Annotated in this window: 12 protein-coding genes; 4 read left to right on the forward strand and 8 right to left on the reverse strand. The window is 55.1% G+C overall.

Annotated elements, in window-relative coordinates; genetic code table 11:
* Positions 1–93 precede the first annotated feature (93 nt).
* Together radA and serB are read right to left on the reverse strand one after the other, a co-directional pair.
* A complete protein-coding gene (gene radA, locus AC534G_RS21405; RefSeq protein ID WP_069324098.1) occupies positions 94–1476 on the reverse strand; it encodes a DNA repair protein RadA in 1383 nt (460 codons plus the stop codon).
* 60 nt (positions 1477–1536) lie between these two features.
* Positions 1537–2505, reverse strand: a complete 969-nt coding sequence (gene serB, locus AC534G_RS21410; RefSeq protein ID WP_038637014.1) for a phosphoserine phosphatase — start codon at positions 2503–2505, stop codon at positions 1537–1539.
* 116 nt (positions 2506–2621) lie between these two features.
* On the opposite strand from serB, the gene AC534G_RS21415 reads away from it, so the two are divergent.
* Together AC534G_RS21415 and lplA are read left to right on the forward strand one after the other, a co-directional pair.
* Positions 2622–3257 (forward strand): YtjB family periplasmic protein, encoded by a 636-nt coding sequence (locus AC534G_RS21415; protein WP_038637011.1) that lies wholly within the window; start codon positions 2622–2624, stop codon positions 3255–3257.
* Positions 3258–3272: 15 nt separating this feature from the next.
* Positions 3273–4289 carry a lipoate--protein ligase gene (gene lplA, locus AC534G_RS21420; protein ID WP_038637010.1) on the forward strand — a complete coding sequence of 339 codons (1017 nt, stop codon included), beginning with the start codon at positions 3273–3275 and terminating at the stop codon, positions 4287–4289.
* Positions 4290–4375: 86 nt separating this feature from the next.
* Here the strand turns inward: lplA and deoD are convergent, their stop codons facing one another.
* From deoD to deoC, 4 genes are all read right to left on the reverse strand, one after another.
* Entirely contained in the window at positions 4376–5095 is a 720-nt protein-coding gene (deoD, locus tag AC534G_RS21425) for a purine-nucleoside phosphorylase (RefSeq protein ID WP_000224864.1), read from the reverse strand.
* 110 nt (positions 5096–5205) lie between these two features.
* Entirely contained in the window at positions 5206–6429 is a 1224-nt protein-coding gene (deoB, locus tag AC534G_RS21430) for a phosphopentomutase (protein ID WP_042312511.1), read from the reverse strand.
* Between the two features lie 51 nt (positions 6430–6480).
* Entirely contained in the window at positions 6481–7803 is a 1323-nt protein-coding gene (gene deoA, locus AC534G_RS21435; protein WP_069324099.1) for a thymidine phosphorylase, read from the reverse strand.
* 107 nt (positions 7804–7910) lie between these two features.
* Positions 7911–8690, reverse strand: coding sequence for a deoxyribose-phosphate aldolase (deoC, locus tag AC534G_RS21440; RefSeq protein ID WP_165406788.1), 780 nt, complete (start codon positions 8688–8690; stop codon positions 7911–7913).
* 261 nt (positions 8691–8951) lie between these two features.
* Here deoC and AC534G_RS21445 point away from each other — a divergent pair, with 261 nt between their 5' ends.
* Entirely contained in the window at positions 8952–10502 is a 1551-nt protein-coding gene (locus AC534G_RS21445) for a YjjI family glycine radical enzyme (protein ID WP_110496089.1), read from the forward strand.
* The gene (locus AC534G_RS21450; RefSeq protein ID WP_085048355.1) at positions 10474–11337 is read left to right on the forward strand and encodes a YjjW family glycine radical enzyme activase; all 864 of its coding nucleotides are present in this window, start codon (positions 10474–10476) and stop codon (positions 11335–11337) included. The genes AC534G_RS21445 and AC534G_RS21450 overlap by 29 nt, the downstream gene beginning before the upstream one ends.
* A 65-nt stretch (positions 11338–11402) precedes the next feature.
* Here the strand turns inward: AC534G_RS21450 and AC534G_RS21455 are convergent, their stop codons facing one another.
* Positions 11403–12179, reverse strand: coding sequence for a metal-dependent hydrolase (locus tag AC534G_RS21455; RefSeq protein ID WP_110496090.1), 777 nt, complete (start codon positions 12177–12179; stop codon positions 11403–11405).
* A complete protein-coding gene (locus AC534G_RS21460) occupies positions 12176–13249 on the reverse strand; it encodes a patatin-like phospholipase family protein (RefSeq protein ID WP_110496091.1) in 1074 nt (357 codons plus the stop codon). The genes AC534G_RS21455 and AC534G_RS21460 overlap by 4 nt, the downstream gene beginning before the upstream one ends.
* Positions 13250–13307 lie beyond the last annotated feature (58 nt).

Genomic DNA, 13307 nt, shown 5'->3' on the forward strand with positions numbered 1-13307 from the left:
CGCTTATCAGGCCTACAACATCAATCCGTAGGCCGGATAAGACGCATTGCGTCGCCATCCGGCAAATTATACAACATCACTGCATACAGAGGATTATAAGTCGTCAAACACGCTTAACGCATCTGCAAGCTTTTTAACGCCAAAAACCTGCATCCCTTCCGGCACTTTTTTCGGGACGTTGGCGGCAGGCACAATCGCCCGACGGAAGCCATGCTTCGCCGCTTCAGAAATACGTTCCTGGCCGCTCGGCACCGGGCGAATCTCGCCCGCCAGTCCCACTTCGCCAAAGACCACTAAATCCTGCGGTAGCGGTCTGTCACGTAAGCTGGAGACCATTGCCATCAGCAGCGCCAGATCGGCGCTGGTTTCGGTGACTTTGACACCACCGACCACGTTGACGAACACATCCTGATCCGCCATCTGCAAGCCGCCGTGACGATGCAGCACCGCCAGCAGAATCGCCAGACGGTTCTGTTCCAGACCGACCGCCACGCGACGCGGGTTCGCCATCATTGAGTGATCGACCAGCGCCTGAATCTCTACCAGCAGCGGACGCGTACCTTCCCAGACCACCATCACCGAACTACCGGAAGTAACTTCATCGCCACGGCTTAAAAAGATAGCGGAAGGATTGCTGACTTCACGCAGGCCCTGCTCGGTCATGGCAAAGACGCCCAGCTCATTCACCGCGCCAAAGCGGTTTTTATGGCTACGCAGGGTACGGAAACGGGAGTCGGCATCGCCGTCGAGCAGCACCGAGCAGTCGATACAGTGCTCCAGCACTTTTGGCCCGGCCAGCGATCCGTCTTTCGTCACATGACCTACCATCACAATCGCCACGCCGCGCGTTTTGGCAAAGCGCGTCAGGTAAGCGGCCGTTTCGCGCACCTGCGCCACGCTGCCCGGCGAAGACTGAATATCCGCCATGTGCATCACCTGAATGGAGTCGATCACCATCAGCTTCGGCTGTTCTTCTTCGGCAATCAGGCAAATTTGTTCGATGCTGGTTTCCGACAGCATGTTCAGATTCGCCGTCGGCAGGCCAAGCCGATGCGCGCGCATCGCCACCTGCTGTAGCGATTCTTCGCCGGTGACGTACAGCGTTTTCATCTGCTCGGCGAGCTTGCACAGCGTTTGCAGCAGCAACGTCGATTTGCCCGCGCCAGGGTTACCGCCAATCAGAATAGCGCTGCCAGGTACCACCCCACCGCCCAGCACGCGGTCAAACTCTTTAAATCCGGTGGAAAAACGCGGCAATTCCTCAAGGCTGATGTCAGACAGCTTCTGCACTTTTGCGACACCCGCATTCCCGGCATAGCCGCTGAGCCGCTCGTTACGCGCCACCGTCGGCGACGCGGCAAGGCGCACCTCGGTAATGGTGTTCCAGGCCTGACAGGCGCTGCATTGCCCCTGCCAGCGCGGGTAATCGGCCCCGCATTCATTACAAACAAAGGCGCGTTTTGGAGCTTTTGCCACGTTTTACCTCTTTCGTTAACGCTTTTGCCGGATGGCGCTGACGCTTATCCGGCATCAACACTATTTCTGGTTCATACTGCCGGAGAGAATGCAGAACACCCCCATCAGATCGGCGTGACGGATAGTAATCTCTGTCTTTTCATTCACTTTGGGTTTGGCATGATACGCAATGCCCAACCCTGCGGTTTTAATCATCGGCAGATCGTTCGCGCCGTCGCCGATCGCCACCGTCTGCGCCATCGGGATCTCATACTCTTGCGCCAGACGGGTCAACGTATTGGCTTTGTATTGCGCATCGACGATATCGCCGATCACATTGCCGGTAAATTTCCCGTCCATGATCTCCAACTCGTTTGCTACAGCCGCCGTCAGACGTAACTTATTACGCAGATAATCCGCAAAGAAAGTAAACCCGCCGGAGGCGATAGCCACTTTCCAGCCCAGCGTTTCCAGCTTCAACACCAGTTGAGTCAGACCAGGCATCAGCGGTAAATTTTCACGTACCTGATGCAAAATATTGGCATCCGCGCCTTTCAGCGTTGCCACACGGCTGCGCAGGCTGGCGGTAAAGTCCAGCTCACCGCGCATCGCACGTTCAGTGACTTCGGCAACCATCTCGCCGGTGCCGGCCAGCTTCGCGATTTCATCAATGCACTCGATCTGGATCGCCGTTGAATCCATATCCATCACCAGCAAACCCGGCGTACGCAGATGTGGAATCTTGCCGAGTGGCGCAACATCCAGTTTGGCATCATGCGCCAGTTTTGCCGCACGCGGCGTTAACGAACCCGCCAGGCGAATCACCTGATAATCCTCAACGCACCAGGCGGCCACGATCACCATCGCCGCGCCCAGTTTGCTCTGGTATTGCGTGAGACGTTGTTTATCCAGCCCGCGACCATACAGCAACCAGCCACTACGGCCCGCGTGGTAATCCAGCGGCATGACTTCATCGCCACTTAAAGAGAGGGGCAGACCTGGCCACAGAGAGACATCTTCAGGTAGATCGCACCAGGTAATGTTAGGCATTAAAGCTCCTGTAAAATCGTTCGGGTCGGAATCATCCAGGGGAAAATAACGCATGAGGCTACCCTGTAACCAGCGCTTCTGGCAACATTAAGTCTCAAATTTTCAGCAGGTGGAATATGGCTCGCACAAAACTGAAATTCCGACTACATCGTGCAGTGATTGTATTGTCCTGCCTGGCGCTGCTCGTCGCCCTGATGCAGGGCGCATCCTGGTTTAGTCAAAGCCACCAGCAACAACGTAATCCGCAACTGGAAGAGCTAGCCCGTACGTTGGCACGTCAGGTCGCATTAAACGTCGCGCCGCTGATGCATACCGAAACGCCGGATGAAAAGCGCATTAAAGCAGTGCTCACGCAACTGACGGAAAGCAGCCGTATTCTGGATGCGGGCGTGTACGATGAACAGGGAGACCTGATTACTCGTACCGGTGAGAGCGTCAACGTTCGTGACCGACTGGCGCTGGACGGTAAAAAAGCCGGGGGCTATTTTAACCAGCAGATTGTCGAACCCATTCAAGGCAAAAATGGTCCACTGGGCTATCTGCGCCTGACGCTGGATACCCACACGCTCGCCACCGAGGCCAAACAGGTGGATAACACCACCAACATTCTACGCCTTATGCTGCTCCTGTCACTGGCGATTGGCGTGGTGCTGACCCGCACCTTACTGCAAGGTAAGCGCACCCGCTGGCAACAATCGCCGTTCCTGCTTACCGCCAACAAACCGGTGCAGGAAGAAGATAAAGATGATTAAGAAAAGGAAATCGCTATGACTACCCTGCGTCTGCTTATCTCAGACTCTTACGATCCGTGGTTTAACCTGGCGGTTGAAGAGTGCATATTTCGCCAGATGCCCGCTACGCAACGCGTTCTGTTCTTATGGCGTAACGCCGATACGGTGGTGATTGGCCGGGCGCAAAACCCATGGAAAGAGTGTAATACCCGCCGTATGGAAGAGGATAACGTGCGGCTTGCCCGTCGCAGCAGCGGCGGCGGCGCGGTGTTCCATGATTTAGGCAATACCTGCTTTACCTTTATGGCCGGCAAACCGGAATACGACAAAACTATCTCTACCGCTATCGTACTCAATGCACTGAATTCATTGGGCGTTATGGCCGATGCTTCGGGACGCAACGATCTGGTGGTGAAAACGCCGGACGGCGATCGCAAAGTCTCTGGTTCAGCCTATCGCGAAACCAAAGATCGCGGCTTCCATCACGGTACGCTGCTGCTGAATGCAGACCTCAGCCGCCTGGCGAACTATCTGAATCCGGATAAAAAGAAACTCGCGGCGAAAGGGATTACCTCCGTTCGCTCCCGCGTGGCCAATCTTACCGAGCTATTACCGGGCATCACCCATGAACAGGTCTGCCAGGCGGTCACGGACGCCTTTTTCGCCCATTACGGCGAGCGCGTCGAAGCAGAAGTAATATCCCCGGATAAAACGCCGGATCTGCCGAATTTTGCCGAAACCTTTGCACGCCAGAGCAGTTGGGAGTGGAATTTCGGCCAGGCGCCGGCATTCTCACATTTGCTGGACGAGCGTTTCACCTGGGGCGGCGTCGAGCTACATTTCGACGTCGAAAAAGGTCATATCACCCGTGCACAGGTCTTTACCGACAGCCTCAATCCCGCGCCACTGGAAGCGCTGGCGGGGCGGTTGCAAGGGTGTTTGTATCGCGCGGATATGCTGCAACAGGAGTGCGAGGCGCTGCTGGTTGATTTCCCGGAGCAAGAAAAAGAACTACGAGAACTGTCGGCGTGGATTGCCGGAGCGGTGCGTTAATAAAAAAAGCCGGATGGCGGCTACGCCTTATCCGGCCTACGATCGCGAGGCCCGGTAAGCGCAGCGCCACCGGGCATCATACAGTCTTACTCTTTATCGCCCAGCAGAACAGATTCCAGCGCGATTTTGATCATGTCGTTGAAGGTCGTCTGACGCTCAGCGGCCGTGGTCTGCTCGTGGGTACGAATATGGTCGGACACGGTGCAGATGGTCAGCGCTTTCGCACCAAACTCAGCAGCAACGCCGTAGATGCCCGCCGCTTCCATTTCCACGCCCAGTACGCCGTATTTTTCCATCACGTCGAACATTTCGCCGTCCGGAGAGTAGAACAGGTCAGCGGAGAACAGGTTGCCTACGCGCGCGTCAACGCCCAGCGCTTTTGCCGCATCAACCGCGTTACGTACCATGTCAAAGTCAGCGATAGCCGCAAAGTCATGATCTTTAAAACGGATACGGTTCACTTTGGAGTCGGTGCAGGCGCCCATACCGATCACCACGTCGCGCAGTTTGACGTCCATACGCACAGCACCGCAGGAGCCGACGCGAATGATTTTCTTCACGCCGAAATCGGTGATCAGCTCTTTGGTGTAGATGGAGCAGGATGGGATACCCATACCGTGGCCCATAACAGAAATCTTACGGCCTTTGTAAGTACCGGTGAAACCTAACATGCCGCGAACGTTGTTCACTTCACGAACATCTTCGAGGAAAGTTTCAGCAATGTGCTTCGCACGCAGCGGGTCGCCCGGCATCAATACGACGTCAGCGAAATCACCCATTTCTGCATTAATATGTGGAGTTGCCATCTTCAGTTCCTTTTACATTGTTGTTTTTGCCGGATGGCGGCTGCGCCTTATCCGGCCTACAAACGATTCCTGGTAGGCCGGATAAGCGTAGCGCCATCCGGCAACGGGCATTACAGCATGTTTTTACCGTAGTCCATTGGCGACGTACCGAAGTAGCTCGCCAGCGTCTGTCCGATATCCGCGAAGGTTTCACGGTGACCTAAAGAGCCCGGTTTCACTTTCGGACCGTAGATCAGCACCGGAATGTGCTCACGGGTATGGTCGGTACCGGTCCAGCTCGGGTCGCAGCCGTGGTCGGCGGTGAGGATCAGAATGTCATCTTCACCCACCAGCTCCATCAGCTCCGGCAGACGGCGGTCAAACAGTTCCAGACCAGCGGCATAGCCCGCGATGTCGCGGCGGTGACCCCAGGAAGAGTCGAAGTCCACGAAGTTAGTGAAGACAATGGTCTCGTCACCCGCTTCTTTCATCTCTTTAATCGTGGCGTCGAACAGCGCATCCAGGCCGGTCGCTTTCACTTTTTTGGTGATACCGCAGTTGGCGTAAATATCCGCGATCTTACCGACAGAGACAACATGACCTTTTTTCTCGTCAACCAGTTTCTGCAGCACGGTCGGCGCTGGCGGCTCAACGGCCAGGTCATGACGGTTACCGGTACGCTGGAAGTTACCGGCTTTATCACCGATAAACGGACGCGCGATAACACGACCGATGTTGTAACCGCCCTCGGTCAGCTCTTCACGCGCGATTTCGCACAGCTCGTAGAGTTTATCCAGGCCAAAGGTCTCTTCATGACAGGCAATCTGGAACACGGAGTCAGCGGAGGTATAGAAAATCGGCTTCCCGGTTTTCATATGTTCTTCGCCCAGTTGATCCAGAATCACGGTACCGGAAGAGTGGCAGTTACCGAGGTAACCCGGCAGGTTGGCACGTTTTACCAGCTTATCCAGCAGTTCCTGCGGGAAGCTGTTTTCGTGGTCGCTGAAGTAACCCCAGTCAAACAGAACCGGCACTCCGGCGATTTCCCAGTGGCCAGACGGCGTATCTTTCCCGGAAGAGAGTTCATGCGCCCATGCGTATGCGCCAATGACTTCCGCATTACCGTCCATACCAGCAGCAATTTTACCGGTAGAACCTTCGTGAGCCTTCACCAGGCCCAGACGGGTCAGGTTAGGCAGATTCAGTGGGCCTTTGCGACCATTGTCAGCCTCACCTTTCGCACAGGCTTCTGCAATGTGTCCCATAGTGTCTGAGCCTACGTCGCCAAAGCGATCCGCATCTTCAGTCGCACCAATACCAAAGGAGTCCAGCACCATAATAAATGCACGTTTCATCTTGTTCTCCATACATCTGCGCCGCAAAAAAGCGATCAGATCAGTATACAGTTATTCGGTTATACGACGATAGACTGTCGGTGTAATTTCTGGCGCTTTATTGTCAAGGCTAATTGCCGCTTTGACCGCTTTCGCCGCTTCCTGCCAACTGGCTTCATCTTTCGCGTGGATCACTGCCAGCGGACGCTGTCCGTCTACGCTGTCGCCCAAACGGGCCATGTCGCTAAAGCCGACGCTGTAATCGATGGTATCCGATGCCTGACGGCGTCCACCGCCCATGGAAACGACTGCCATACCCAACGCGCGGGTATCCATCGCGCTGACAAAACCCTCAGTATCAGCATATACCGCTTTGCTGAGCATTGCCGTCGGCAGATACTTCGCATAGTTTTCGACGAAGTCGGTCGGGCCTTTCTGCGCCGCAACCATACGGCCAAAAATTTCCGCCGCTTTACCGTTGTCCAGCACCGCCTGCAATTTCGCACGGGCTTCGGCGTCATCTTTCGCCAGATTGCCGGAGATCAGCATTTCCACGCACAGCGCCATGGTGACATCTAACAAACGTGGATTACGGTATTCACCTGTCAGGAACTGGACAGCCTCGCGGACTTCTACCGCGTTACCTGCGCTGGAAGCCAGCACCTGGTTCATATCAGTTAACAGCGCGGTGGTACGTACACCCGCCCCGTTCGCCACGCCGACAATTGCTTCGGCAAGGGCTTCAGAAAGTTCATAGGTCGGCATAAACGCGCCGCTGCCTACTTTCACATCCATCACCAACGCATCCAGCCCTTCCGCCAGCTTTTTCGCCAGGATAGAGCCGGTAATCAGCGGGATGGAATCCACCGTCGCGGTAATATCGCGGGTGGCATAAAAACGTTTATCCGCCGGTGCGAGCGAGCTGGTTTGCCCAATAATCGCCACACCCACATCTTTAATAATTTCACGGAAACGCGCGTCGTCCGGGAAGATATCAAACCCAGGAATCGCTTCCAGTTTATCGAGCGTACCGCCGGTATGACCCAGGCCGCGCCCGGAAATCATGGGAATATAGCCGCCACAGGCAGCCACCATCGGGCCTAACATCAGCGACGTTACGTCGCCCACGCCGCCGGTAGAGTGTTTATCCACAATCGGGCCGTTCAGTTGCAGGCTTTTCCAGTCCAGCACGGTTCCTGAATCACGCATTGCCATGGTCAGCGAAACTCGCTCAGGCATTGTCATATCGTGGAAGAAAATGGTCATCGCCAGGGCGGCGATTTGCCCCTCAGAGATAGTGTTGTCGCGAATCCCATTGATAAAGAAACGAATTTCTTCATCGCTCAGCGCATGACCATCACGTTTTTTACGAATAATTTCTTGTGCGAGAAACACGGTAACCTCCCGATTATGGGCCGGGTAAGCAGTGCGCTCCCCGGCTAGTCGTATTGATGCCGGATGGCGGCTTACGCCTTATCCGGCCTACGATGGGCAATTCAAACTTAGTAGCTGCTTGCGCTCTTACCGTCGCCGTGACCCAGCGCTTTGAGCAGGCTCGCCAGCAGGCTGGATGCGCCAAAACGGTAATGGCGGGAATCTGCCCAGTCAGCCCCAAACAGTTCGTCAGCAATCGCCAGGAACTGCTGTGCATCTTCTGCAGTACGCACGCCGCCAGCGGGTTTGAAACCAACGGTTTTAGAAACGCCCATATCACGGATCACTTCCATCATGATGCGTGCGCTTTCCGGCGTCGCATTGACCGGTACTTTACCGGTAGACGTTTTGATGAAATCAGCACCCGCTTTGATAGAAATTTCAGACGCTTTGCGAATCAGGGCTTCTTCTTTCAGCTCACCAGTTTCGATGATCACTTTCAGCAGCACATTTGCTGCCGCACATGCATCTTTACAGGCTTTAACCAGATCAAAACCAATCTGCTCATTACCCGCGATCAGCGCACGATACGGGAACACCACATCAACTTCGTCAGCACCGTAGGCAATCGCCGCGCGGGTTTCAGCCAGCGCGATCTCAATGTCGTCATTGCCGTGCGGGAAGTTGGTGACGGTGGCAATACGGATATCCGGTGTGCCCTGCTCTTTCAGGGTCTTACGCGCAACAGGAATGAAACGTGGATAGATGCAAATTGCTGCCGTATTGCCAACCGGGGTCTTCGCCTGATGACACAGCGCGATCACTTTTTCATTGGTGTCGTCGTCATTCAGGGTGGTCAGATCCATCAGTTTCAGTGCACGCAGGCTGCTTGCTGTTAAATCGGTCATAACATTCTCCAACGGCATCGCCGTATAAAATTTCACCTTGCGAGTTTGTTAGTATTCTAACATCCGCTCGCGATTACACTTCGATATACATCACAGTTAATGAAAACCACATACAGATTTGCATTACTCTAATGAGATCTGCTTCAAATAATTCACCTTTACACCACAGGTGCGGTGGCATCAGACGCATCCGGATCAAAGGTTGCGGCGGCATAGCTTTCTACAATGGCGCTATACCTTCGGCACATAAAGGAACCAACGATGCCCACTTCAAGCGAATTCGCGCTGCAACAGCGGTGCCAACAAATCGTGACCAGCCCGACGCTCAGCCCTGAGCAGAAACGCCACTTTTTGGCGCTGGAGGCTGAAAACGCGCTGCCTTATCCGCCACTGTCCGCTGAGGCCCGCCAGGCGCTGGATGACGGGGTGATCTGCGATATGTACGAAGGTCATGCCCCGTTCAAACCGCGCTATGTGCTGCCTGATTACGCGCGTTTTTTGGCCAACGGTTCCTCATGGCTGGAGCTTGAAGGCGCCAGCGACCTTGATGATGCGCTGTCCTTGCTCACCATCCTGTATCACCACGTTCCGTCAGTGACCTCGATGCCGGTCTACCTCGGTCAGCTCGACGCTCTGTTGCAACCATATGTTAGAATTCTAACACAAGAAGAGATCGATATTCGAATAAAACGTTTCTGGCGTTATCTCGACAGAACCCTGCCAGACGCGTTTATGCATGCCAATATCGGCCCTGCCGATACGCCAATCACCCGCGCAATTTTACGTGCAGATGCAGAGTTAAAGCAGGTTTCACCGAATCTGACATTCATTTATGATCCGCAAATTACCCCTGATGATCTGCTGCTCAACGTGGCGCAAAATATCTGCGAGTGCAGTAAGCCGCACATATCCAACGGCCCCGCAAATGATAAAATTTTCACAAAAGGTCAGTATGGCGTCGTGAGTTGTTACAACTCTTTACCGCTCGCCGGGGGCGGCAGCACGCTGGTCAGGCTCAATCTGAAAGCCATCGCAGAGCGCAGCACCTCTGTCGATGACTTCTTTACACGCACCCTACCGCACTACTGCCAGCAGCAAATCGCCATCATTGATTCACGATGTGAATTCCTCTACACGAAATCACATTTCTTTGAGAATAGCTTCCTCGTGCAGGAAGGGTTGATTGATCCCGAACGTTTTGTGCCGATGTTCGGGATGTATGGTCTGGCGGAAGCGGTAAACCTGCTGTGCGAAAAGGCAGGACAAAGCGCCCGCTACGGGAAAGATGCGTTCGCCAATCAGCTCGGGTATCGCATTAGCGCCCAACTGGCGGAGTTTGTCGAACGCACGCCGGTGAAGTATGGCTGGCAGCAGCGCGCGATGCTGCATGCACAGTCGGGGATCAGTTCTGACATCGGCACCACGCCCGGCGCGCGTCTGCCTTATGGTGATGAACCTGACCCGATCACCCATCTGCAAACCGTCGCGCCGCATCACGCATATTATCACGCCGGGATCAGCGATATCCTGACGCTGGATGAAACCATCAAGCGTAATCCACAGGCGCTGGTGCAACTGTGCCTCGGCGCGTTTAAAGCCGGAATGCGTGAATTCACCGCCAACGTGAGCGGCAACGATCTGGTCCGCGTCACGGGCTATATGGTGCGCCTGTCGGATCTGGAAAAATATCGTGCCGAAGGATCTCGCACTAACACCACCTGGCTTGGTGAAGAGGCCGCACGCAATACACGCATTCTGGAACGACAACCTCGTGTGATAAGCCATGAACAGCAGATGCGCTTCAGTAAGTAAACTGATCCCTTTCTCCTGCGTCGACGGGCCGGGCAGCCGCCTGGCTCTGTTCCTGCAAGGGTGTAATCTGCGCTGTAAGAACTGCCACAATCCATGGACGATGGGGCGCTGCAACGACTGCGGAGAATGTGTGCTGCATTGCCCGCATGAAGCGCTAAGCCTGAGTGCAGGAAAAGTATGGTGGCAGTCCGATGTGTGTCAGCAGTGCGACACCTGCCTGCGCCTGTGCCCGCAGCAGGCGACGCCGATGGCGCAAACCATGAGCGTTGATCAGGTGCTGCAGCATATTCGCAAGGCAGCCCTGTTTATTGAGGGAATTACGGTCAGCGGTGGCGAAGCGACTACCCAGTTGCCGTTTATTGTGGCGCTGTTTACCGCGCTCAAAAGCGATCCTCTGCTGCAACATCTGACCTGCATGGTCGACAGCAACGGCATGCTGAGCGAAACCGGCTGGCAAAAACTATTGCCGGTGTGCGACGGGGTAATGCTCGATTTAAAAGCCTGGGATAGCACGTGCCATCGCCAGCTTACCGGTCGAGATAATACGCTGATTAAACAAAGCATTACCTTTCTGTCAAGGCAGGGAAAGCTTGCTGAGCTACGCCTGTTAGTGATCCCCGATCGGGTGGATTATTTGCAGCATATTGATGCGCTGGCGGCGTTCATTAAGCAGTCAGGCGAGGTACCAGTGCGACTGAATGCCTTTCATGCGCATGGGGTGTATGGCGAAGCAAAAGACTGGCCGAGCGCAACGCCAGAGGATGTGGAGCAACTGGCGGCAGGATTGCGCGAGCGTGGGGTGGATAACCTGATTTTCCCGGCGCTGTATCTGTGATTACCGGATGCGACGACATCATAGGTAGGCCGGATAAGGCACAGCCGCCATCCGGCGCCCAACAATCACACATTAAACAACGCGGTCGTATTGCGATACAGCGCATCTGCTATCACGTCCGCAGGCTCTTGACGCAGTTCGCATAATGTCTCAAACACTCTGAGGGCCTGCTCGGGGCGATTGGGCTGCCCCTGAAAACCATTGAGCGGCATGTCCGGCGCGTCGGTTTCCAGCAGGAGTGATTCCAGCGGCAGTTGCGCCATCACCTCACGGGTTTTACTGGCGCGTGGATAGGTAATGGTGCCGCCAACGCCAATTTTGTACCCCAGTTGCACAAAGCGTTGCGCCTGCTGCAAACTCCCGGAAAAACCATGCACCACGCCGGTTCGTGGCAGAGCATGGCGTTTCAGATGCATCGCCAGCTTGTCATGAGTCCGTCGCGAATGCAGGATCACCGGCAGTTCGTAACGCTTCGCCAGTTTAAGCTGCGCGTCCAGCACCCGTTCTTGTTTATCAAATTGCGGATCGTCCCGATAAAGGTCCAGTCCAATCTCGCCTACGGCTACCAGCTTTTGCGGGCGCGTATCCAGCGCCTGCTGCAGTTGGTCCAGACTGTCATCGCCGTGTTGTTCAATAACAATCGGATGCAGACCCAAAGCAGCAAACAACGGCGGATACTTTTCCGCTAACGCCAGTACGCGGGAAAAGTTTGCCGCCTGCGTCGCCGGAACAATGATGCAATTCACACCGACCGCCGCGGCACGTTGAATGCTGGCGGGCTCATCATCGGTAAACGGCGGGAAATCAAAGTGACAATGTGTATCAATGAAACGAAAACTCACGCCAGATCCTCGCTATCAAACGTTGTATCGTTAGCCTGAGGCGCATTGGTCACCACGGGCGCGTGGGCATCGTTGGCCACCGGTGCGGGAGGAACCACCACCGGTCCCGGCACGACAATCTTCGGCGTCTGACGAGGCAATGGCGCGTTTTTCGCCAACAACTTGCCGACGGTGGCAAGGAAGTAACGACCACACAAACGCCCGGTCTTATAGTCTTCTCGCAGCGCCGGAATACGGCTCCCCAGCGCCATGCTGTGGAGCGGTTTAGGCGGATAGATCTCAAAGATTCTCAGCTTACCCGGCGGCTTTTCAATAAAGCTCTGGATCGCGCGATAGCTGGTTTCATGGTGCTGGACCAAATTCAGCAACGGTTGCAGACTGCTTTCGCCCAGCCAGCGCTCCATACGTTTGAACCACTGCGGGGTGTAGTACATTTGCGAAGGCACAGTGCGGATCACCACCAGCGTTTTTGCGCCATGCTTCGCCGCTTCCTGTACGGGTATGGCATCGCTGACTCCCCCGTCCAGATAGTTCACACCGTCCAGCGCAACGCCAGTGCGGTAGAATCCCGGAATAGCGCTGGAGGCGCGAATGAGATCGAGCCAGTTTTGCCGGTTTGGCGAAAAATAACCAGGCGTATAATCATCACCCCGGCAGGCGCACATATAAAACGCTTTCCCTGAGGCAAACAGGCGCTCGGCGTTATCCATCGCCAGCGGCATTTGGGATGCGGTCGAATCCACCAGCCAGTCGAGATCGATTAAGTTTCCCCCGCGCACAAAGCGCACCGGGTCAAAAAACTCACGGCGGGTGGTGTAACGCATAATGACTTTACGACCGTAACCGGGCTGGTTACACAGATAGGCTGAAAGGTTTTGCGCCCCGGCGGACGTCCCGTAGTAAAGGTCAAAGGGATTAAACTGCGCACGCATGAACTCATCCAGTACGCCAGCGGTAAAGATTCCTCTTTGTCCCCCACCCTCACACACCAGCGCTATACTGCCTGGTTGAAACGGACGTAACGATAACGGCGCAATATTACCGAGCGTGACGGGTATTCTCTGCCCCACCTCTGCCTTCCTGTTGTTTTTGTACTGGAACAACAAAGTAACGCAAATTGCCTGACGC

This window comes from Citrobacter sp. CRE-46 (assembly GCF_059615875.1).

Coding starts and splice junctions, on each gene's coding strand:
- serB (WP_038637014.1), bottom strand. CDS start 2,505: ATGCCTAACATTACCTGGTGCGATCTACCTGAAGATGTCTCTCTGTGG.
- AC534G_RS21415 (WP_038637011.1), top strand. CDS start 2,622: ATGGCTCGCACAAAACTGAAATTCCGACTACATCGTGCAGTGATTGTA.
- lplA (WP_038637010.1), top strand. CDS start 3,273: ATGACTACCCTGCGTCTGCTTATCTCAGACTCTTACGATCCGTGGTTT.
- deoD (WP_000224864.1), bottom strand. CDS start 5,095: ATGGCAACTCCACATATTAATGCAGAAATGGGTGATTTCGCTGACGTC.
- deoB (WP_042312511.1), bottom strand. CDS start 6,429: ATGAAACGTGCATTTATTATGGTGCTGGACTCCTTTGGTATTGGTGCG.
- deoC (WP_165406788.1), bottom strand. CDS start 8,690: ATGACCGATTTAACAGCAAGCAGCCTGCGTGCACTGAAACTGATGGAT.
- AC534G_RS21445 (WP_110496089.1), top strand. CDS start 8,952: ATGCCCACTTCAAGCGAATTCGCGCTGCAACAGCGGTGCCAACAAATC.
- AC534G_RS21450 (WP_085048355.1), top strand. CDS start 10,474: ATGAACAGCAGATGCGCTTCAGTAAGTAAACTGATCCCTTTCTCCTGC.